21 protein-coding genes are annotated in these 22,057 nt (G+C 45.9%); 6 read left to right on the top strand and 15 right to left on the bottom strand.

What is annotated here, in order from left to right; genetic code table 11:
* Positions 1 to 6: 6 nt before the first annotated feature.
* The 15 genes from MYF79_RS05100 to MYF79_RS05030 form a co-directional block, all read right to left on the bottom strand.
* Positions 7 to 1,689: an ArnT family glycosyltransferase gene (locus tag MYF79_RS05100; RefSeq protein WP_247812848.1), complete on the bottom strand. Its 1,683-nt coding sequence runs from the start codon at positions 1,687 to 1,689 to the stop codon at positions 7 to 9.
* A gap of 21 nt (positions 1,690 to 1,710) precedes the next feature.
* Positions 1,711 to 2,817, bottom strand: a complete 1,107-nt coding sequence (gene nagA / locus MYF79_RS05095; RefSeq protein ID WP_247812847.1) for an N-acetylglucosamine-6-phosphate deacetylase — start codon at positions 2,815 to 2,817, stop codon at positions 1,711 to 1,713.
* A gap of 68 nt (positions 2,818 to 2,885) precedes the next feature.
* On the bottom strand, positions 2,886 to 3,269 hold the full coding sequence (locus MYF79_RS05090) for a VOC family protein (RefSeq protein ID WP_199654635.1): 384 nt from the start codon (positions 3,267 to 3,269) through the stop codon (positions 2,886 to 2,888).
* Between the two features lie 3 nt (positions 3,270 to 3,272).
* On the bottom strand, positions 3,273 to 4,067 hold the full coding sequence (locus tag MYF79_RS05085; RefSeq protein WP_247812846.1) for an amidohydrolase: 795 nt from the start codon (positions 4,065 to 4,067) through the stop codon (positions 3,273 to 3,275).
* Positions 4,068 to 4,138: 71 nt separating this feature from the next.
* A complete protein-coding gene (locus MYF79_RS05080; RefSeq protein ID WP_247812845.1) occupies positions 4,139 to 4,597 on the bottom strand; it encodes a regulatory protein RecX in 459 nt (152 codons plus the stop codon).
* A 63-nt stretch (positions 4,598 to 4,660) separates the two neighbouring features.
* The gene (locus MYF79_RS05075) at positions 4,661 to 7,012 is read right to left on the bottom strand and encodes an ATP-dependent helicase (RefSeq protein ID WP_247812844.1); all 2,352 of its coding nucleotides are present in this window, start codon (positions 7,010 to 7,012) and stop codon (positions 4,661 to 4,663) included.
* Between the two features lie 177 nt (positions 7,013 to 7,189).
* Positions 7,190 to 7,690, bottom strand: coding sequence for an RNA polymerase sigma factor (locus MYF79_RS05070; protein ID WP_089834563.1), 501 nt, complete (start codon positions 7,688 to 7,690; stop codon positions 7,190 to 7,192).
* A 726-nt stretch (positions 7,691 to 8,416) separates the two neighbouring features.
* Positions 8,417 to 8,878, bottom strand: coding sequence for a ribose 5-phosphate isomerase B (gene rpiB / locus MYF79_RS05065; RefSeq protein ID WP_247812843.1), 462 nt, complete (start codon positions 8,876 to 8,878; stop codon positions 8,417 to 8,419).
* 106 nt (positions 8,879 to 8,984) lie between these two features.
* Positions 8,985 to 9,836, bottom strand: a complete 852-nt coding sequence (gene tatC, locus MYF79_RS05060; protein ID WP_247812842.1) for a twin-arginine translocase subunit TatC — start codon at positions 9,834 to 9,836, stop codon at positions 8,985 to 8,987.
* 818 nt (positions 9,837 to 10,654) lie between these two features.
* Entirely contained in the window at positions 10,655 to 11,932 is a 1,278-nt protein-coding gene (locus MYF79_RS05055) for a hemolysin family protein (RefSeq protein ID WP_247812841.1), read from the bottom strand.
* Positions 11,933 to 12,006: 74 nt separating this feature from the next.
* Entirely contained in the window at positions 12,007 to 12,570 is a 564-nt protein-coding gene (gene gmk / locus MYF79_RS05050) for a guanylate kinase (RefSeq protein WP_247812840.1), read from the bottom strand.
* A gap of 126 nt (positions 12,571 to 12,696) precedes the next feature.
* Entirely contained in the window at positions 12,697 to 14,010 is a 1,314-nt protein-coding gene (murA, locus tag MYF79_RS05045; protein WP_247812839.1) for a UDP-N-acetylglucosamine 1-carboxyvinyltransferase, read from the bottom strand.
* The gene (locus MYF79_RS05040; RefSeq protein ID WP_247812838.1) at positions 14,007 to 14,735 is read right to left on the bottom strand and encodes a DUF4290 domain-containing protein; all 729 of its coding nucleotides are present in this window, start codon (positions 14,733 to 14,735) and stop codon (positions 14,007 to 14,009) included. Before MYF79_RS05040 ends, murA begins: the two co-directional genes overlap by 4 nt.
* Positions 14,736 to 14,921: 186 nt before the next feature.
* Entirely contained in the window at positions 14,922 to 15,848 is a 927-nt protein-coding gene (locus MYF79_RS05035; RefSeq protein WP_247812837.1) for a tryptophan 2,3-dioxygenase family protein, read from the bottom strand.
* A 92-nt stretch (positions 15,849 to 15,940) separates the two neighbouring features.
* Positions 15,941 to 16,408: an Lrp/AsnC ligand binding domain-containing protein gene (locus MYF79_RS05030; RefSeq protein WP_012788686.1), complete on the bottom strand. Its 468-nt coding sequence runs from the start codon at positions 16,406 to 16,408 to the stop codon at positions 15,941 to 15,943.
* A gap of 781 nt (positions 16,409 to 17,189) precedes the next feature.
* Between MYF79_RS05030 and trmB the strand changes: the two genes are divergently transcribed.
* The 6 genes from trmB to MYF79_RS05000 all read left to right on the top strand — a co-directional run bounded on the left by trmB (position 17,190) and on the right by MYF79_RS05000 (position 22,048).
* A complete protein-coding gene (gene trmB / locus MYF79_RS05025; protein WP_247812836.1) occupies positions 17,190 to 18,095 on the top strand; it encodes a tRNA (guanosine(46)-N7)-methyltransferase TrmB in 906 nt (301 codons plus the stop codon).
* Positions 18,067 to 18,276, top strand: coding sequence for a DUF5522 domain-containing protein (locus MYF79_RS05020; protein ID WP_317233105.1), 210 nt, complete (start codon positions 18,067 to 18,069; stop codon positions 18,274 to 18,276). The genes trmB and MYF79_RS05020 overlap by 29 nt, the downstream gene beginning before the upstream one ends.
* Positions 18,277 to 18,421: 145 nt before the next feature.
* Positions 18,422 to 18,865 (top strand): IPExxxVDY family protein, encoded by a 444-nt coding sequence (locus tag MYF79_RS05015; RefSeq protein ID WP_199654623.1) that lies wholly within the window; start codon positions 18,422 to 18,424, stop codon positions 18,863 to 18,865.
* 77 nt (positions 18,866 to 18,942) lie between these two features.
* The gene (locus tag MYF79_RS05010) at positions 18,943 to 19,173 is read left to right on the top strand and encodes a 4a-hydroxytetrahydrobiopterin dehydratase (protein WP_089834574.1); all 231 of its coding nucleotides are present in this window, start codon (positions 18,943 to 18,945) and stop codon (positions 19,171 to 19,173) included.
* Positions 19,174 to 19,190: 17 nt separating this feature from the next.
* Complete coding sequence (locus MYF79_RS05005) at positions 19,191 to 21,272, top strand: histidine kinase (RefSeq protein WP_247812835.1); 2,082 nt, start codon at positions 19,191 to 19,193, stop codon at positions 21,270 to 21,272.
* Between the two features lie 20 nt (positions 21,273 to 21,292).
* Positions 21,293 to 22,048, top strand: a complete 756-nt coding sequence (locus MYF79_RS05000; protein ID WP_247812834.1) for a LytR/AlgR family response regulator transcription factor — start codon at positions 21,293 to 21,295, stop codon at positions 22,046 to 22,048.
* The last annotated feature ends 9 nt before the right edge of the window (positions 22,049 to 22,057 follow it).

Below are 22,057 nucleotides of genomic sequence, written 5' to 3'. Positions count from 1 at the left end.
ATGGTTTTATTCTACCACTACTGTTACTGTCTGGCTGTTATGCGTTGGAAAAAATATGCCGGCAAATACACAGAATTTTAATTGATAGGTGCCCGGTTTGTCCGGCATGATCACCTCCATACGGATAATACGCCGCTCAATTGCACGGCTTAAAGACAGATCTGACTTCACTCCCCCCAATACTTCCTCCTTCTTTGCAAATCCATACCCTATTACAGCCTCATGTTCCTTATCGACCGGTACCGGTACATGATAACCATTCTTCAACTGCAGGATGAATGGCATGCGTTCACCCCGTTTCACCTTTACATATTTCATGGCAGGCACCAGCGTGATCAGTGAATAGGAATAATAATGATCCTCATCGTAAGCACTCCAGGGCCCTTTAACGGTATTGAAACTATCCGTTACCGGCAACTTGTTATCTGGCGTAAAAACGATCAGCGCCGGTTTGCCCCAGAGTTGTTTTTCCGTATCCCAATAGTTGTACTGGTTCCGGCGGGTATAGCGGTTGTTCACCACGTAAGCCTGTTCTCCACTATAGAACATATACTTTGAAGGCCATTGATAACTGTTGATGAACACCACCGGACGGCCAGCCGCATGTTTTTTGATCTCTTCAGCCCAGGGCTTATTGTGATGTATTTCCGGACGTATTTCAACACCCGGCATAAAATCCCATATCATATAAACGCGGGTAGCCAGTACAAGGATCAGTGTGAATGCAGCCAGATAGGGCAGTATTTTGAGCGACCATTTCAGGGACCGCTTACGGCGCACCGACTGATGTGCCAGCACCATTACCGGTGTAAACAGCATCACTGTCCAGTTGGTCTCCACCCTGCCTTTAAAAGTACTGAACAGGAAGAAGGCCAGTACACCTATCATACAATACTTCAATGCCCTTTCAAAAGCGCTCTGGATAGGGCAAACAAAAGCATAGTATAACACCAGCCATCCGGCAACAGGGCCGAATAAAGCTAACTGCCCCAGGATGTATTCAATGGTAAAACTAAACTGGTAAGTGCTGGCATTCCTTTCCACCAGGTGGTACTGCAGGGAAGGAAAGTCATGTGCATACTGCCAGTAAAGATGCGGCAGGAATAATATGGTGGTAATGATACAGGCAACATAAAACTTAAACACCCGCAGCAGGTTCAGATTAGAGATAACCGTGAAGGCTACCAGCAGAATACCATGGTATTTGCTGTAGAACATCAGGGCCATACTCAGGGCCAGCAACAAGGTATTCTTCCAGCTCTGCTGCTCCAGGAAATCGCGGTAGAAGAGAAAATAGAGGGCGGCAAAAAAGACCAGTGGCACATCAGGTACAGCCAACATACCGCCTAATTGCATCGCCGCCATCACACAGAGCAACAGGTAGAATAAGCGGTTATCCCTGCGTGGTATCAGCTTGTCCGTAATAACCAGTGTCAGCACATTAAGGATTACCATGCACAAACGAACGCCGAACTCATTATGGAACAATCCATACCCGATTTTGATCAGCAGCGCCACCATCGGCGGATGATCAAAATAGCCCCAGTCAAGATGGCGGGAGTACACCCAGTAATAGGCCTCATCATCCATCAACTCGGTAAACCCAGCCTGTATCAACGCCAGTAAAAGCCATACCAGGAGAAATAAATTCTTGTATTGGTCTTTTTTAAAGTAATGTATGATGCCCATGAAAATTACAGGTTGAAACCGCTAAGATAACCCAATTAAATGTTTCAACTCCCAGTCAGTATCCAAAACTACCATTGTGTCCAGGTAGCCGGGTGCTATTTTACCCAACTCATGGGATACGCCGGCAACAATAGCAGGATAGGTAGAAGCCATTCGTAGCGCTTCTTCAGGTAAGATACCCACCTTCGTTATACAATTCTTTACAGCCTTATGCATGGTAAGCCTGGAACCAGCCAGTACACCCTGGGCATTCACGTAACGGTCCGGCTCTTCCACGTATATATAGTCGCCTTCCGCGCAGGCCACCACGGCGTCCGTGATCAGGAAGAGGCGTTCCCCCATTACTTTTTTACTGATGCGGACCGCATTAAAGTCCACATGTATCCCGTCTGCTACGATGCTGGCATGTACTGCCGGATGGTCGTAAATAGCGCCCACCATGCCAGGGGCACGGCTCTGCAGGGGAGACATGGCATTGAACAGGTGTGTGGTGGTAGTAATGCCATCATCAAACGATTTGTACGCAGTAGCATAATCGGCATTGCTATGGCCGGCGGAAACCACCACGCCGGCATCCTGTAATTGCTTTACCAGCGCGGGATCGCAGCATTCAGGCGCAAGGGTCATCATTTTAATGATGCCTTTGCCTACAGCCAGCAGTTCATCGATATCTGCCGCGGTAGGTTGTTTGATATATCGGGAGAGATGTGCTCCTTTTTTCTCGGGATTAATGAAGGGCCCTTCCAGGTGGAGGCCCAATACGCCTTTACCGCCTTCCTGCCAGTACTGCCGTACGGCTTCGATAGATTTCCGTATCACTTCGGGAGAATGTGTAGGAATGGTTGGCAGAAAAAAAGCGGCGCCACCGGCGCTGCAATATTCATAGGTAGCCTTTAAAGTAGCGCTATCGGGTGTAAAAGGGAACAGTTTGCCATTGCCGCCATAGATCTGCAGATCAATGAAAGCCGGCGCCAGGATAGCGCCTTTCAGATCGGTCAGTTCAGCGTCTGTTGGTATCTGCGCCTGTGGTAATACCTGTTGTATACGCCCCTCGTCTGTAACAACAGCATAACCATCCAGCCATAAATCGCCTGTGAAAATCCGAGTGTTAATGTAAGCCCTAAGCATTGACAATGTTTTAAGTATCTATGATAACAGCCATAGTCAATACCAGCCGGCAAGCGCTATGAACTGCGTTACACTTCGTATAATTCCAGCGGCAGGCCGTCAGGGTCCGTGAAAAAGGTGAACCGCCTGCCGGTGTAAGGATCTGTGCGTATAGGCTCGGGAGTTACATTATGGGTTTTAAGATGAGCTACCACCTGTTCAATATTACTCACTGAAAAGGCCAGGTGCCTCAATCCAACGGCTTCCGGACCGCTTACTCTTGGCGGCGGGTCGGGAAAAGAAAACAATTCTATCACGTAGTGCCCGTTGAGAGCCAGGTCCAGCTTGTACGACCGGCGTTCCAGCCGGTATACCTCACGGATGATCTTCAGTCCAAGCACTTCTGTATAAAAACGCTTACTTCGTTCATAGTCAGCGCAAATGATAGCAATATGATGTATACCGTTCAACATTAATTAAAATACCTGGAATTTATCTGCATCCTTCAGGAAAGGAAAGTTCTTCCTTACCTCTTCCAGGCGGGAGCGTTCTAGTGTAGTAGTAAAAATATCCTCATCGTGCGATTTCCTGTAAATGATCTCTCCCAGGGGATCGATCAGGCTGGAGTCGCCGCTGTGGTAAATATTGTTGCCGTCATTGCCAACCCTGTTCACGCCAATGGTATAGCATTGATTTTCAATGGCGCGGGCATGGATTAAGGTCTTCCATGGGGTACTTCTCCGCTCCGGCCAGTTGGCTACATTGATCAGCACATCATATGCCGGCTCGCCGGTTTCCGGTGAGATCACATTCCTCGACCATACCGGGAAGCGAAGGTCATAACAAACAGTCAGGCAGACCTTCCAGCCTTTTACCTGGGCTATCAGGCGTTTATCGCCCGGCTGGTAATGCTCGTGCTCTCCGCCATAACCAAAAAGGTGACGTTTATCGTAGGTGCCGTATACACCGTTAGGCTGCATCCAGAGCAGGCGGTTCCAGTATTGTCCGTTCTCTTCGATGATCAGGCTTCCGGTCAGGATTATATTCTTCTCGGCCGCTTTCTTCTTCATCCACTGTACAGCGCTGCCATCCATGGTCTGTGCCAGTCTTTCCGGGGCCATACTAAAGCCTGTACTGAACATTTCCGGCAATACCACTACTTCTGTCCGTTCCTGAATAGCATTGATCTTTTCATCGAACATGCGAAGATTTTCCTCTATATTTTCCCAGTGCAGGTTGGTCTGTATAAGCGTTACCTTCAGATCTGACATATTTTTCTAATTAAATTCCTTCTCGCAAATTACGATGACTTCGTTTAAAAACTATGAAAATTATCCGCTATCTATCCGGGTTCTTTTGCAATTTGTTCAACTATTTCCTGTATCAGCTCGGGTTCATACCCCTTTTGCAGGAGGTATTGCATCGTCTTATACTTCCTTTTGAGATACTGTTCCCCTCTGAGAGATGCGTATTTTTTTGCCGCCAGATTGTTTAAGGTCTTGTCATAATCGTCACCATCGATCTCCGTCATGCCCTTCCTGATACAATATTCAGACACCTGCCGCTGCTTCAGCTCCTGTACGATCTTCTTTCGTCCCCACTGCTTTGTACGGAATTTCCCGCCGGCAAAGGCGCGGGCAAAGCGTTCCTCGTTCAGGAAGTTCTCCGAGATCAGGTCGGCAATTGCTGCATCAATCTCCTCACCACGCAATCCCAGCTCGATACACTTGTATTTTACCTCGCTGTGGCAGCGCTCCTGGTAAGCACAGTAATGACGCAGTTTCAGTATGGCGGAAGACATATCAGTATAAATAAAAGCTGCAAGAGACGGGGATTCCTTCTCTTGCAGCCAGTTATAGTACGGTTATTTTTTAACGATCATCAGGCGGGCGTAGTTCAGCATGATCTTCTTCTCGCCACCGCCCTTAGGGAAGTTCACCGTAGCAATGCGGTTGTTCATAGGCCCTTCCAGCGTCTGGATGGTGCCAAAACCAAACTTCTGGTGTTCCACTTCCATACCTGGCTCCATAGTAGCCGGATCATCGGGGGTAAAGTTCGGAGAAGGTACATGGTTGCCGGGCGCCGCATTAGGCACTGGTCTTGGCGCAGGACGCGGACCTGAAGGCTGTTGCGTTGCCTGGGGCGACTTCTTCTGCATGCGGTCAAACATGTTGCCGCCGCCATTGTTACCCCATAAACCGTTGCCGCTGTTGATAGGACTACGGTTCACATTACCGCCGCCTGCATAGCTGCGGTCGATGTACTTTTCAGGCATCTCCTCCAGGAAACGGCTGGACTCATTGTTCACCAGCTGTCCGAAACGGTACCTGCTGTTGGCATATGTGAGGTACAGACGGGACTTTGCGCGGGTGATCACCACGTAGAACAGGCGGCGTTCTTCCTCCAGTTCTTCCCTGGAATTGATAGACAGGCCGCTGGGGAAAAGGTTTTCTTCCAGCCCAACGGAGAATACCACCGGGAATTCCAGTCCCTTCGCCGCGTGGATGGTCATCAGTTTCACCACGTCGCTGTCCTCATCGTTTCCTTTATCGGCATCCGTCAGCAGCGTGATCTGCTGCAGGTAGCTACCCAGTGATTTCTCTGCTTCCACCAGTTCACCATCTTCAGTAGGTGTTTCTGTAAATTCCTTGATGGAGTTCAGCAATTCCTGGATATTCTCGTAACGGGCCAGGCCCTCTGTTGTTTTATCATTGAACAGTTCCTTTACGATGTTGGTAGATTTACCAACCTGCAAAGCGATGTCATAAGCATTATGCTTACCGAGCATGGCCTGGAAACTGCGTATCATCATCACGAAATTCTCGATCGCTTCCAGGGTACCGGACTTAAACCCGAACTCCTGCGCCCTTTCCAGCACATTCCAGAACGTGATATTATGTTCATTGGCCAGGACAGATACTTTGTCCAGCGTAGTTTTACCGATACCACGTACAGGGTAATTGATGATTCGTTTCAGGCTTTCCTCTTCCTGCGGATTGGTAACGATGCGCAGGTACGCGATGAAGTCCTTGATCTCCTTACGCTGATAGAAGGACAGGCCTCCGAAGATGCGGTAAGGGATGGCTTTACGGCGCAGGTTTTCCTCAAATGCACGGCTCTGGGCATTTGTGCGGTACAGGATGGCGAAATCCCTGTTGGCGTAATGGTTGCGCAATTTTTGCTCGGCGATGGTATCGGCAACGAACTTACCTTCCTCATTATCCGTCATGGTACGCACCAGCTTGATCTTTTCCCCATCGGCATTGTCTGTCCACAGGTTCTTTTCGATCTGGCCCTTGTTGTTGGCGATCACCTCGTTGGCCACATTGAGGATGGACTTGGTACTACGATAGTTCTGCTCCAGCTTCACCACCTTGGCATCTTCATAGTCCTTTTCGAACTGGAGGATATTCTGGATGGTAGCGCCACGGAAGGAATAGATACTCTGGGCATCGTCTCCCACCACGCAGATATTTTCGTGGGCAGCACCTAACAGTTTGATGATCTCGTACTGGGCAGGGTTGGTATCCTGGTACTCATCGATCATGATATATTTGAACTTGTGCTGGTATTTGTGCAGTACTTCCGGGAAGCTCTTCAGTAACACATACATTTTGAACAGCAAGTCGTCAAAGTCCATTGCGCCGTTCTTAAAGCAGCGTTTGGCGTACATATCGTACAGCTTTCCGGTAAGCGGCCTGTTAGCCCTCATATCTTCCTGCTGAACGGCATAGTCATGCTGATACTCCTCAGGCCCCATAAGGCTGTTTTTAGCCGCGGAAATGCGGTTATATACCAGGGCAGGCTTATAGTGCTTATCGTCCAGATTCTGCTCGTTTATGATGGTTTTAAGCACGCTTTTAGCATCGTCAGAGTCGTAGATGGTAAAATCGTTCGGATAACCGAGGCGGTGTGCTTCCGCTCTCAGCAGGCGGGCAAACACGGAGTGGAATGTACCAATATAGAGATTGCGGGCTTCCGTACCTCCAAGGATCTTTTCCACACGCTCTTTCATTTCGCGGGCGGCCTTATTCGTAAATGTAAGCGAGAGAATATTAAACGCATCCACGCCGTTGCGCAACAGGTGTGCGATACGGGTAGTCAGCACTTTGGTTTTACCGGAGCCGGCGCCCGCCACGATCATCAGCGGTCCGTTGATATGTTCTACCGCTGCGCGTTGCCGCTCATTCAATTCGTCTAAATAATTTGCCTTCATTCGATTTATTAAAGATCCCTGTCTTTCACCCGGGAAATGATGTTTGAATATTTAAAAGGGAAGGCATAAAATTACGAAAGAAAGCATAAAGGGAGAAAAGGAAAAGGAGAAAGGACATGGACCTGCCGCTACGCGTGGTTTCCGCGAGCATATCCTCTCCCCTTTTTCCGGAAGGGGTCAATATCTTGCAATACGGGATTTCAGCATTTTACGGGCAAAGTGAATGCGGCTTTTTACGGTTCCCAGCGGCTCGTTCAGCATAGCAGCTATTTCATAATACTTATACCCTTCAAAATAAAGCATGAAAGGTTGTTTAAATATTACGGGGAGGTTATACACCGCCATATGTACATCTTTGATACGCAGGTTGGTTTCTGCGGAATTGCCGATGCATGGTTGTTGCTGATGCAGCAGGTATTCTCCGGCGGAATTGTCCAGCAAACGGAACTGCCTGTTACCACGCCGGTAATTGTTGATGAAGATATTGCGCATAATGGTATACAGCCATGCCCGGATATTGGTACCCGCCAGGTACTTGTCACGGTTGGCCAGCGCGCGGAACAGCGTTTCCTGGTAAAGGTCTTTCGCAGATTCCGAATCTTTTGTCAAGGTAACTGCATACGGTCTGAGGAAATCGGCATTTCCAAGGAGCAACGTATTAAATTCTGTGGATGACATAATGGTGATAGTTTAAGCATCTGAAATAATTGTTGATTCAGCTGATAAACCTGCTTTAAGGGAAACAGTTATTGTTGTAAATGTCGATTATCATATGTAAGGGTGTTAAATGTTACAAACAGTTGATACAAACAGTTAGTTATTCATGTGCGCAGAAATGAACATTCGAATGATACCTGGGGGTATAAAAAAGGCTGCTTTCTCAAACTAATAGTACACTTTGCTACATTGTTCACATGTTAAGTAATACAGAGAATAGGTTGCAACTGCGATCCCGTTCGAACATGACCCACCCTCAACTTTCCGGAAAAGTCGGGACTACGCCACCTGGTGAATAGAGGTGTTTCCATAAATTTGTTTTTTGGTTAGTGTACTGGGGAAATACTGTGACTCTCTCTTACGGTTCCTGAATTGTTTTCTTATTTCTTAATTGTTAATTGATTTCCTTTTTTCGATTTGCAAGTATCTGATGGTTAGCGACGAAAATTGATCTCTTAGTTTTACTTTATTGGGTAATCAAATACTTAAACACACACATCGAAAATGCTAGATAAAATACGAACGAAAAACATCCAACTGACTGACTCTTAACACAATTTAATGAAAGCAATTGTATTTACCAAAAAAACAAGGGGGTATAACATATAAATAATAAACGCTGATTATCGCTTTTTCTATATAGCGGTAATCAGCGTTTATTTCTTTGTAAGGCTGACCTTGTTATGCCTACAAACAGGCTATTTTTCTTACTCTGTTCTCATGACGGCCACCTTCAAATTGCGTCCCGATGAATACATCTACAATTTGTTTTGCAACACTATCATCAACAAAACGTGCAGGGATACACAGCACATTTGCATTGTTGTGAGCACGCGCCAGGCGCGACAATTCCTCGCCCCAGCAGATAGCGGCCCTTATGCCCTGGTGTTTGTTTGCCGTGATAGCAACTCCATTACCACTGCCACATACCAGGATACCAAAAGCAGCCTGCTCTCTCTCCACGAGTGTAGCCACCGGATGCGCAAAATCAGGATAATCCGCCGAATCGCCCGAATGCGCTCCGACATCTTTCACTTTCAGCCCCTTCCCTTCCAGGTAAGAGATGATCTCTTCTTTATGTTCAAATCCCGCATGGTCAGAGCCTATGGCTACCGGCAACGTAAGATTAAATAATGGTTGTGATGACATAAATCAAAAATTTAAAAAGTGAAGCAAAGTCTGAAAGCCCAACGCGGAATATCCTATGTATGTTACAAGGGACATTCCGCGTTATGCCTCATTAACACGCGTCAGATCAAGACCATTCTTCTACTTCATTCTCTGCTTTCTCCATTCCTTTCAACGCTCTGCCCGAAATATAAATACTTATTTCGTATAAAAGATACAAAGGTGTAAATACGATCAGCTGGTCTATTACATCCGGAGGCGTAATAACAGCAGCCAGCACCAGTATCACCACTATCGCATGTCTTCTGTAAGTACGCAGGAAAGACGGTGTGATAAAACCGATCTTCGTCAGGAAGAAAACCAGGATCGGTAACTCAAATAAAATACCCATCCCTAATACGATCTGGGTCATCAAGCCGAAATAATCGTCAATGAAGAATTGGTTGACCGCTTTATCTGTAACAGTATATCCTGCCAGGAAGTTGATGGTAAAAGGCGCCATCAGGAAATAACTGAAGGCAATACCCAGGAAGAACTGGAAAGATACCCAGAAAATGATCCCTCTCGCCCCTCTTAGTTCACGCTCTTTCAGCGCAGGTTTTATAAAGCGCCAGAACTCCCAGAAAATATAAGGGAATGCCACTACCAGGCCGAATATAAAGGCCAGTTTAAACTGCAACATCACCTGGCCTACCAGCACGTGGTTCTGGAAGACGATGGGTACAGGAGTGATACACAGTTTATCGCCTAATCCAACCAGGTGGCCCAGCTTACATAGCGCCACATATGAAGGGAAATTAGCGTTTGTGGGGCCAAAGATCACATCATCCAGTATTTCTTTGGTATATACAAATCCAAAAATGCTTACTACTATCAGCGCAATGATCGAACGCACTATATGCCAGCGCAGGTCTTCCAGGTGGTCAAAGAAAGACATCTCTGCTTTCTCCTCATTATTTGCAAAAATTTTCTTGAACATATCTTTAGTCGGGCTGAATGTTTTATCCTAAGGGCACAAATATAGCTGTTGCATCCAACAAAACAGAGCAAGTACCCCTATTAGTAGAAAGTTTTAAGGGAAATTAAAGGTAAGCGGCAGTTATGCCACATCAATGATAAAATGCAGGGGATAAAGGGCTCAAAACAACAAGGGACAATTCTGTAAAACAGTGCATTAAATTGTAAACCGGAAAGGTTGGATACCGCTCGCCTACCGGCGGATGTATTCTAGCCCGGGTTGCAACGCAAAAAAGGTGATCAGGTTGAAAACTCAGGGGAGGGTCAAAAAGCGCATTTGTTCCGAATAGGGCAAAAAAAAGAGCCAGCCCGAGAAGAATCAAGAGCCGGCCTTTCATCCATTGTTTGTTAACCCCAAAAAAGTTGAATTCGAGAATGTCTTTGTTTCCAGATTCACATTGCATCCGATTGATGGCAAGCTTTCAAGATGTTAGTGTTTCTGGTTACTTTTAAATTTCTATCACAAAAATAGAAAGAAATATGTTATTATCAATGTTGTAACAATTTTTTTTACATCCTTTTAACAAAAATCAAATCATTGTGTTACATCATCTGCAGCAAATGTATAAAATTCGTGTTAATTACCTACTACTTTTTTTAAATCGTTTTAGCAGGCGCGATGTTTAACGACACTGCAAATATATTAAAAAAATAATAAGAATATCAATTCTTGATTTCTTTTCTTTTATAAAAAGTAGTAAGTTCTCCTAAATAGTTGACATTTAAGCAACTAAAAAATGCAATCCGAAGATATAAAAAGTTAATTTATCCTGAATTTCGTTAGAGAACCTTCATTTTTACCATTTCTATCCGCGTTTCTGTCACATTCAGCACGTCAAACTCATAATCGTCGATGATTATTCTCTCCTTCAGGCGGGGAATTTTTTCATGGTGATTGATGATATACCCGGATAAAGTTTCACTCTCATCTTCCGGAAAATCAAAACCGTATTTTTCATTCAGGTAATCGAGCTCCAGCCTTCCGGAAAAAATATATTCTTTTTCAGCTATCTGCTTTTCCACGAATTCTTCTACGTCATGCTCATCCTTGATCTCTCCGAAGATCTCCTCTAAAACGTCCTCAATAGTTACAATACCGGCCGTTCCACCAAATTCATCCACTACCCAGGCAATGCTTCTGCGCTCTTTGTTGAATTTGCTCAGCAGGTCAATGGCGCTCATCGTTTCAGGCACTGCCAGTATCGGGTGAAGAATGGCTGATATTTCAGCAGGACTTTTAAACATGTCCAGCTGATGAATGTACCCGAGGATATTGTCGATCGTGTTCTCGTAAATGATGATCTTGGAGAGTTTGGTCTCCATGAATTTTCGCTGTGCATCTGAGATCGGGCTGCTGATCTCCAGCGCTTCAATTTCCTTACGGGGTATCAGGCATCCGCGGATCTTCACATGTGCGAGCGACAATGCATTTTCAAACAGCTCTGTGTTCAGTTCCTGGTTCTCCGTTACATGCTGTTGCGATTGGCGGATGAAATGCTCTACATCGACACGTGGGAAGCTGGTAGCGCTTTCCACGATACGCACATTGAACAGGTACTTCAGGATCCACTCCGAAATAGATACGAGCAGACTGCCTATCACATACAGTGGTTTGGAGATCACGGAAATGGGTAAGGCAAAAAAGCTTAGTAATCCTTCCGGGCGGGAACGGAAAATAGCACGGGGAATAAAGAAGCCAAACGTCAGCAGGATCAGCGTACCAAATATCACGTCAATAAACAGGAATATTGGCTGCTGGATAGTGTTCTGCTGTGGGGGCAACATCAGGTTCCATATTGGCTGCAGGAAGCTATGGAACATAATCCCGTATATCACCACAACAATAGTTAATCCCAACAGACTGGTGGCCAGAAAGCGGGAGGGGTTGTCATTGAAGCTGGCCAGTATTTTACCGGTAGCACGGCCCTGTTTCTTTTTCAGCTCAATGCTCAACTTGTTCACATTGGCGAAAGCCGTTTCCAACCCGGCAAAGAAACCTGCCAGCAATACCAGTATAGCCAGGATCAGGAGTGTATAAGTATCCATAATATAGTTCAAAAATAAGGAATTATAGATTCCACATAATAAGTACGGTCATTCCTTATACAAAGATTGCACCGGAACATTACCTGTTACTGCAGGAATCCTGTTACCAGCTTCTTTACAGCAGTATATGCCGTTTCCAGGTCATCGTTCACTACAATTTCGTCAAATTCATGGGAGAAAGACATCTCATACCGTGCCTTTCCCAGCCTTTCCTCCAGGGAGGCCTGCGTTTCCGTGCCGCGTTCGCTGAGGCGTACCCGTAGGGTGTCCAACGTTGGCGGTGCAATGAAAATAGTGAGTACGCCGTTATGGTATTTCTCCTTTATTGACAAGGCGCCCTTCACATCAATATCCACCATAGGAACTTTCCCTTCATCCCATATACGTTGTAACTCGCTTTTCAGGGTACCATAATATTTCCCTGCATACACCATTTCATACTCCGCAAAAGCGTTATCGTCTATTTTCTGATGGAAATCGTCCAGGGACAGGAAATAATAATCTTTCCCATGTACTTCTGTTTCCCTGGCAGTACGGGTAGTAGCTGAAATAGAAAATGCAAGCTGTGGCAGTTCAGACAACAGCTTCTTTACAATGGTGGTTTTACCTGCTCCGGAGGGAGCAGTGATAATGATGATCTTATTGGTCATGTTCTGCTGCTAATTATCCTGGTTCCGCTATAAATCACAAGCTGCAAGCGATTGGTGCGGGCATTACCATATGAAATATGATCGTTCGCGCCAATCTCTTGCAGCTTGCAGTATTCCTTAATATTGTCAGACTCTTTTGATATCTGCACCCAGTTTTCTCAATCGTTCGTCGATATATTGGTAACCGCGGTCTATCTGTTCAATGTTTTGAATAGTGCTCTTTCCTTCTGCGCTCAATGCAGCGATCAGGAGGGATACACCTGCACGGATATCCGGTGATGACATGGTAATACCTCTCAGGGCATGCTGTCTTCCCAGGCCTATCACTACTGCACGGTGCGGATCGCACAATACGATCTGTGCACCCATATCTATCAGTTTATCCACGAAGAACAACCTGCTTTCAAACATCTTCTGGTGGATCATCACGCTGCCTTTTGCCTGGGTAGCTACTACCAGTACAATACTCAGCAGGTCTGGCGTGAATCCGGGCCACGGATGGTCGGATATGGTGAGAATAGATCCATCCAGGAAAGTCTGGATCTCGTACTTGTCCTGCGCGGGGATATAAATATCATTATCCCTGATCTCCAGCTGAATACCCAGCTGACGGAACTTTTCAGGAATGATGCCCAGGTGTTGTACACCGGCGTTCTTGATGGTGATCTCAGACTGGGTCATGGCCGCCAGCCCGATGAAGGAACCGATCTCGATCATATCCGGCAACATAGCATGGCTGCATCCTTTCAGGGATGGTACTCCCTGGATGGTCAGCAGGTTTGACCCTACACCTGTAATGTTGGCGCCCATGCTGTTCAGCATCTTGCACAACTGCTGCAGGTAAGGCTCGCATGCTGCGTTATAAATAGTGGTCACTCCGCTGGCCATAACCGCCGCCATTACAATATTGGCAGTTCCGGTCACTGAAGGCTCGTCCAGCAGCATATAAGCTCCTTTCAGGCCACCGTCTCCGGCTTCCAGGCGGAAGTAATTATCATCATTATCGTATACAAATCTGACACCCAGCTTCTCAAAACCGATGATATGGGTATCCAGCCTGCGACGTCCTATTTTATCGCCGCCCGGTTTGGGGATATATGCTTTCCCAAAGCGCGCCAGTAAAGGCCCCGCTATCATTACCGAACCTCTCAGCCGGCCTGATTTCTTTTTGAATTCTGCACTCTCCAGGTAAGGAAGATTGATCTGGTCAGCCTGGAACTCGCAGGTATCGCGGCTGATCCTGTTGGTTTTCACTCCCATGTCTCCCAGCAACTCGATGAGCAGATTCACGTCAAGGATATCGGGTATGTTGCTGATGGTTACTTTTTCGGCTGTCAGGAGGACAGCGCTGATAATCTGTAAAGCTTCGTTCTTGGCACCCTGGGGCACAATTTCCCCTTTCAGACGGTTGCCGCCTCTTACTTCAAAAGCACTACTCACTTGTTCCTGTTTTTATTGTATTTGTTGTTACTGTGCTTGTTACTGCTTTTACCGCTGTTGTTCTTGAACTTGTTCTGCTGGAAGTTCTTACGTTTGTTACTTCCACCGCCGCTACCACCGCTGCCGCCGGTGCGTGGCAGGAACTCAGCGCTTGTATTGAAGTTAGGCGCGTTGGCAATTGCAGCAGCACTTGGAGGAGGGGTATAACCCGGCTGGAATTCCAGCTTGCCGTCTGTGATGCTGTTTAATTCCGCCTTGATAGCATCATCATGCACACTTTCCTTGTGCCAGTTGCTATAAGCCAGTTTCATGTAGTTGCCTATACATTGGGTGAACCCTTCTTTCTTTTCAGGATTATCCTCATTGATCGCTTTATCGATCACCATCTCCAGGTTTTTACCAAAGTGACGGTTACGGGGATATTTCTTAGGATAGGCCAAACGCTCTGGTTTTGCCCTCAGGGTTTCCCTGGTTGGGATTGGATACGGAGATTCCACATCCAGTTTGAAATCGGATATTAAAAACAAATGGTCCCATAATTTATGCCTGAAGTCCTCCACATTGCGCAGGTGAGGATTCAGCGTACCCATCAGCTCGATCAATGACATGGCATTCCTTTGACGGTGGTCTACATCCTCGATACTCAGCACGTATTCTATCATCTTCTGGATATTCCTTCCGTACTCCTTCATTATCAAATGGTTACGGGTTGTATTGTATTCCATATGGCTAATTAAAAAAAATAATATCTGTGTAAATTTTGAAAGGTAAGATCTGCTTGCGCATTCACAAAGCAACAAAAAGCTGATTGGAGAACATCTTTGTACCTGGTCTTCTTCCAGGACGGAATGACTTTTAATGTGAAAGCTACCGTTCTATGCAAACATACCAAAAAAAATACTAATTAAGAATTATTCGAACGCCAGTTTCCCCCAGTTCTCAAGCTCTTCTTCTGTCCAGATCTCAGGGAAGAACACAATCCGTTTATGGCGGGGAGGAAGGTACTGCTGCCAGTTGGTTCCCCCTGTTGCGGCAATGTCTTCCGGCTTGCGGTTGAGGTATCTCACAGCGGATTTATAATGCATCAATGGCCATTTCACATTAATGTTCAGGTCATATTCCTTCAGCAAAGGCATTACTTCCTGTTGCACTTCGGGTGCCAGTTGCTTGTAGCGCAGCTGCATGTTATTCTCCCTGTAACGCTCTGCCAGGAAAAGGAATTCATGCATATACTTCTGCTCAAACTGTCGAAGGGTCAGCGTCTTCTTGCCGGTAGCCAGCTCAGTAGCCCCGCTCCGCCAGTAGATGTTATCCAGTACTTCAGACAGTTCTTTTCCCTTCAGGCCTTCCCGTTGCGGTTCATACACCAGGTTTACCAGGCTGGTGGAACAGATCTCTATCTTACGGAACTGGCCGCTCTGGAAGCCACTGGCCGGCAACAGCGCCATCCTGAACTGCAGGAACTGCTGTTTGTCCATTCCATCTACCATGATCTCAAAAGAGTTGATCAGGTTGCGGAAATAGTTATTGATACGCTTCAGCTGTGTTTTGAACAGGTCGGCCGTTAACACCGGCGCCTGGCATACCTGCTCAATAGCCTGTAAGGTCAGCTTGAAATACAGTTCCGTGATCTGGTGGTAAATAATGAAAATGTTCTCATCGGGTATAGGCGTACGGGGATGCTGCAGGTTTAATAAAACATCCAGTTGAATATAATCCCAATAGGTAAGGTAATCCGCATACAGGAGCCCGTCAAGATAAGAGGATAGATCCTGACCCATAGCGGCATACTTCTCTTCCAGCCGCTTTATTTTATCGGCAATTTCTGTTGTAACCATAGTAATAAAATTAGTGATCCCTTCCCGGCCGCCAGATCATCAGATGCTACACTACAAGATAAGCAGACAGGAAGGGGTTGCGGGGGATCCCCTTATTCCACAACGTTGATGGTGCGGTAAAAGCTTTCTTCCAGTGATATCAGCGTCTCGGTCCTTTCTATACCCTTTATTTTCTGTAACTCGTCGTGTAGTATCCTTCTCAGCTGGGTAATGTCCTTACAAATGATCTCTGCAAACATACTATAACTACCGGTGGTGTAATTCAGACGAACCATTTCAGGGATCTTGCGCAATTCTTTAGCCACAGTGTCATACATGGAACTTTTTTCGAGGTAGATTCCGATGAAGGCAATGACGTCATAACCAATCATTTTTAAATCTACATGCAATTTTGTACCTTTAACGATACCCAGTTCTTGCAATTTCTTCATTCTAACGTGGATCGTGCCACCGGAAACGAAAAGCTTCTTCCCGAGGTCAGCGTAGGAGATTTCTGCATTATGCATCATTTCACTGATGATCTGCAAATCTAGTTTGTCAATATTCAAATTGTGGCTCATTTTTACAATTTGTTTTGGAATGTTTTAAACCTATATGCAAATATTTGAAAAATTTCGAAAATTCAAAAATTTTTCTTAAAAAATTTGCAAGAAAACGGTTATGTCTTTAGATTTGCATCATAATAGTTCTTCAAACGGCGTTTTTCAACAAACACTCAGCCTAAAAAACTGAATATAATTAAAAAACCACTGCAAATTATTGAATAACTAGCTCTTTAAATTGTGGGGTGATGAAACTGGCAGACATGCCCTCTTGTCTCGGGGGTGGGGATCACAGGATAAACACAACATAATGGGTTGACCACTAATCTTATTTGTGTTGCGGCTAACTGCCTCGTGAAGGTTCGACTCCTTCCCCTACAGCGAAATTAAAAGCCTGTTCCGTTTAAAGCGGAGCAGGCTTTTTTGTTTTTATGATGTCCGCTCTCCCCCTGCCATCCCTTCCTGGCATCCAGTACTACCCTTTCCAATCTGAAAATGATCCCTGCTGCACCTTCAGGTTAAAACCTGTTTCAACGAAGGTTCCTTGCATTTTGCCAGCGCATTGTCTGATATATCATTTTCATTTACTATAATTTTTGTTCTGGTATAGGTTAGTACATAATAGATTAATTAAACAGTCATTGTAAAGCCACTACTATAGCGTATTACCCGAGATAACCCATATATAACCCATATATAAGCCATATATGACCCATATATAACCCATATTTAAGAGATATGGGTTATATATGGGTTATATATGAGAGGAGTATGGCTTATAAAAGGATAATTACAGAGAATGAACAGGTGTAACAACCGGTGGGAAGGCATGCCAGGGCTGTACGCATCACCTGACGGCGATCTCATTCCATTACTTTATTTGTTATTGTGTCCGGTACCTGCCTGGGTGACAGAAGAGCGCACCGAACAGCAAGTGAAGTGGTTCCCTGTTCCCGGGGATTTTAGGGCGTCCGGGGAAAACATTATTTTTGCAGCGATGGGACAAAAGAAATTACAACGCTTTGCAGAAATTGAGACGTTTCCGAATGTATTGATATACCCGGAAGGCATGCCCGGAAAATGGCATACGTTCTTCAGGAATAGCCATCCGCTGACGCTGGAACTGGCCTGTGGTAAAGGAGATTATACACTGGGGCTGGCCCGCCGCTTCCCTGAAAGGAACTTTCTCGGTGTGGACCTGAAAGGTAACCGCATCTGGCGTGGCGCCAAAACTGCCCTGGAGGAGCCAATACCCAATGCCGGCTTCCTCCGCACCCAGATAGACAAACTAGCCAACTATTTCGCCCCCGGCGAGATATCAGAGATATGGATCACCTTTCCCGATCCGTTCCTGCGCAATTCCAAGTCGAAAAAGCGCCTGACGCATCCCAGGTTCCTGCAGCTGTACCAACCACTGCTGGCAAAAGACGGGACGATCAACCTGAAAACAGACTCGGCGGAATTATATGCCTTCACGCAGGAAGTGATCGCAGCGAGCGGCTGTACCTTAGTGGAAGATATTCCGGACATCTATGCCATGACGGAAGTACCTGCCCTGCTGCAGATCAAGACCTTTTACGAAGGCATGCACCTGGAAGACGGCCGTACCATCCGGTACCTGAAATTCAGACTGCCGGAAGCTCCGCTCGACTGGCGCGCTATAAAATTACCATCCGATGCCGAAGCCGTTGAAGGAGGGGATTGATTTCTATTATAATGAGCACGGCTACATGGTGCTCACCGAACATTTCCTCCTCGAACGGGGTTTTTGCTGTGGTAATGGCTGCAAGCATTGCCCGTATGGGTATGAAAAAGTACCGGAACCCAGGCGTAGCGACCTTCTTGCCAGCCGGCAGGCCGGAAACCGGGAGGGGTCGGATTCCTGATAAGGAATGGACGAAACCGAAGGCACTAATAAAGGAGGGCAGAATATTAAATTTTAAAGCCGTACTTTGGCTTCCAGGAAAGCAACAGGCAACAAACAGACTAAAAAACTAAGCCCCTGGCGCATACTGTATTAGAAATTATTATATGTCGGTATTAAAGTTAAAGCTGGACCAGGATCAACTGCTGGAAGATTTTTTCGAATCGACCCACGTTATTGGTATTGTGTCTTCCGCCCGCGACTACCAACTGTGCTGGCAGATTAATAACTACATGCACCTTGATTTCCGGGTGAATAATTCCCTGGAAATTAACCTGTCCAAAAACAACAGGGCTTTCTATTTCAGCGTTTTTGAGTTTGAAGAACCGACAAAATCGTCTGTTCACTATTTCTATAATAATCACTGCCAGGCAGAGTACCTGTTGCCAGAATTAAAGAATGTAAACTATCTCTGGATGGTCAAAGGCGATTATTACCAGTTAGATGACGTTAAGAAATTAATAGATCAATTACGCCACGTAGAGCTTGTACAATTAGTATCTTTATTGGATATTAGAGAGATTAAAAATAAGATGAATCTCATCTTTTGACCGGTATACCCCGGTCCGTTCCTTCACCGAATTGCACCCGTGAACAAGGCTTTGTTTCATGATTAAATCCTTTTGTTATGTGGGAAGAAAAAAAGAACCAACTGTACCGTTCCTTCGAATTTAAAAACTTCAGAGAAGCGTTCGCATTTATGACAAAAGTTGCCCTTGTTGCTGAAAAGATGGACCATCACCCTAACTGGACAAATGTTTATAATAAGGTAGAAATATACCTATGTACACATGACGCGGGAGATGTGATCACAGAAAAGGACCATAAGCTGGCGAAAGCCATAGATGGCTTGTTGTAAAAATATATTAGCAAACAGTGATTCGTATTTATTTACTTTTCCTGTTGTTTTGTTACTCCATTAATGCTTCGGCGAATACACCCGCAAAAGATACACTGGTAGCAGATTTCGACTATCTGCCTTCAACTGTTGATTTGCGGCCATACGTTATGAGCCTGGAGGATAAGGGGGGATTACTGACACCACAACAGATTATTCCGGCATCTTTTAACCACAACTATCACCTGTTCCATGTAGAGAAAAAGCATATTGGAAAAGGCAATAATTGCTGGCTGAAACTGCATGTAAAAAATGCAGGCAGCCATGATTCTGTGTTGACGCTCTTCACCGGCTGGCATGACGATATGAGCTGGTATGTACAGGATTCCGGCAGGAACCGCCTTCGCCTGCTGATGCAAACAGGGCTGATGAAAGACCGTGGCGATGTACGCCGCTGGGAGCATTATGGGTTCAACCTGATGGTGCCTCCAGGGCAAACCCGCACTTTCTATCTTCATATCAATAACAAGTATTACAACGAGAACGGGTTGATGCCCGTACTGTTCAATGCCCTTCAATATAGTGAGTTCCGCAGCGGTCAACTGGAGTATTTCCGTGGAGAAAGCATCCTGATCCATGTTTTGATGGGTATGTTGCTGGTATGCCTGGCTATTGCCGTTATCAACTACATACAGCTGCCGGACAAGTCGTACATGTATTTTGCGGCATACATGCTGGGGTTGATCTTTTTCTTCACATTGCGACTGGAAAGTCAGCCTTACCAGCTGTCTGTCTTCTATCGCTGGCCCATGCTGAAATATTACTGGGATGTTCCGGCGCTGCTGTTCTGCTTTTACCTGATGTACCTGGCATTCGGGAATACGTTCCTGAACCTGCAGGAGCGGTATCCTTTCATGGAGAAACTGTTTACAACGGTTTCCGCCGTTATCGGTGGTATCATCATTATCTGTTTCTACTGCATTGCCCAGGAACAATACCAGGTACCGGCAATGATCTACAGCTATGTATATATTTCCACCTTATTACCACTGCTGGTGGTATTCATAGCGCTGGCCAGGCGCTCCCGGCATCATCCGCTGGTTCGCTTTTTCCTGTTTGGCTCTCTTTGTTTTTATATGGCCAGTTTTGGCTCCTTCCTGATGCTTATCCGTCCGCTGGGGCTGATCAATGCATTGGGAGAGATGTCTGCCCCTTCCCTGCTCATCGTGGCAGGTGTATTGCTGCAATCCATGTTTTTCCTGGCCGGTCTTAGCTACCGGAACAAGCTGGTACACCATGAAAGGACCCGTACACAGGAACTGCTCATCAAACAACTGAATAAGAATAAAGAGCTGCAACACAAACTGAATGAGCAACTGGAAGAACTGGTGAAAGAGCAGACCACTGAAATATTACGCAAGAAACAGGAGCTGGAAGAGCAACGCAAGATGCACCTGGAAACGGAATACGATAAAAAGCTGACAGAGATCGAACTAAAGGCTATCCGTGCGCAGATCAATCCCCACTTCATTTTCAACTGTCTGAACTCCATTCAGCTCTTTGTGATGCAGCGGGATTTTGAATACGCACAGAAATACCTGTCGGACTTCTCTTACCTGATCCGCAAAACACTTGACTTCTCAAGGCGCAACTTTATTTCCCTGGCAGATGAAATTGCCTATCTGAATACTTATCTTGGGTTAGAAAAGATGCGTTTTGAGCATAAGATGGAATACGAGATCATTGTCGATCCTGCCATTGCCACTTCAGAGCTGGAAGTACCTGCCATGCTGCTGCAACCTTATGTAGAAAATGCGGTGAAATATGGGATGACCAACAGTAATTATCCGATCGGCAAACTGCTGATCCAATTCAACCAGACAGACCCGGATATGTTGGAATGCCTGATAGAAGACAATGGTATTGGCATCATCCGCTCTAAAACATTACGTACGCTCCCCAAACATCATCAGTCGTCCGGGATGGAGATCAGCTTTAACCGGGCCGAACTACTGAACAAGATGTACAACACGGGTATACATATCGATGTCATAGACAAATCAGAAAATAATAATACAGAAAGTGGTACTATTGTAAGGATCCTGATTCCCCAACTCTAGCCATACAAGCATATTGGACTATGATAAAAGCTGTTATTATAGATGATGAACGCAATAGCCGGGACATCATATCCCTGATGCTGGAAAAATATTGCCCCGATGTGCAGATCGCAGCGACTGCTTCTGACTGTGCGGACGGTATTGCCACCATCCGCGAACATCAGCCGCAATTGGTATTCCTCGATCTTGAAATGCCCGACGGAACCGGCTTTGACGTGTTGCTTGGCACTAAAGACGTGCCCCCTTTTGAAGCAGTGTTTGTGACTGCCTTTGAGAAGAAATTCCTCCACACTATCCGCTTCAGCGAAGTGGAGATCATTCTGAAACCTATTGACAGGGAGAGCCTGATGACGGCCGTCAGCAAGATCACCGGCCGTATTCATGCAAATGCCAGCACCACCCGCTATAAGGTGCTCCTCGAAAACTTCAACAGTGGGAAAAATATCAATATGGACCTCGTCATCCCGCTTACACAGCAGGATGACATGATCGTTCCGCTGAATACGATCGCCTATCTCGAGGCGAACACCGAAAAGTGTACTATTCACCTGGTGGATAAAGAGCAATTGCAGGCTGAGCGTTCATTCCGTTACTATACCGATCTGTTTGGCGCATTACGTTTTTACCAGATCAATAATCACCAGATGGTGCAGTTATCTCAGATCAGTAGTATTGAACATGACGGCAACAAAGTGTTGTTGAAAAATGGCGTTAAGCTGGAGGTGGCCGACCGAAGGAAGAAAGATCTTGTCAGTCACTGGAAGCAGTACAGATAGTTTCCATCC

This window comes from Chitinophaga filiformis (genome assembly GCF_023100805.1).
GTDB lineage: Bacteria > Bacteroidota > Bacteroidia > Chitinophagales > Chitinophagaceae > Chitinophaga > Chitinophaga filiformis_B.
This window is presented reverse-complemented; position numbering and strand designations above follow the sequence as displayed.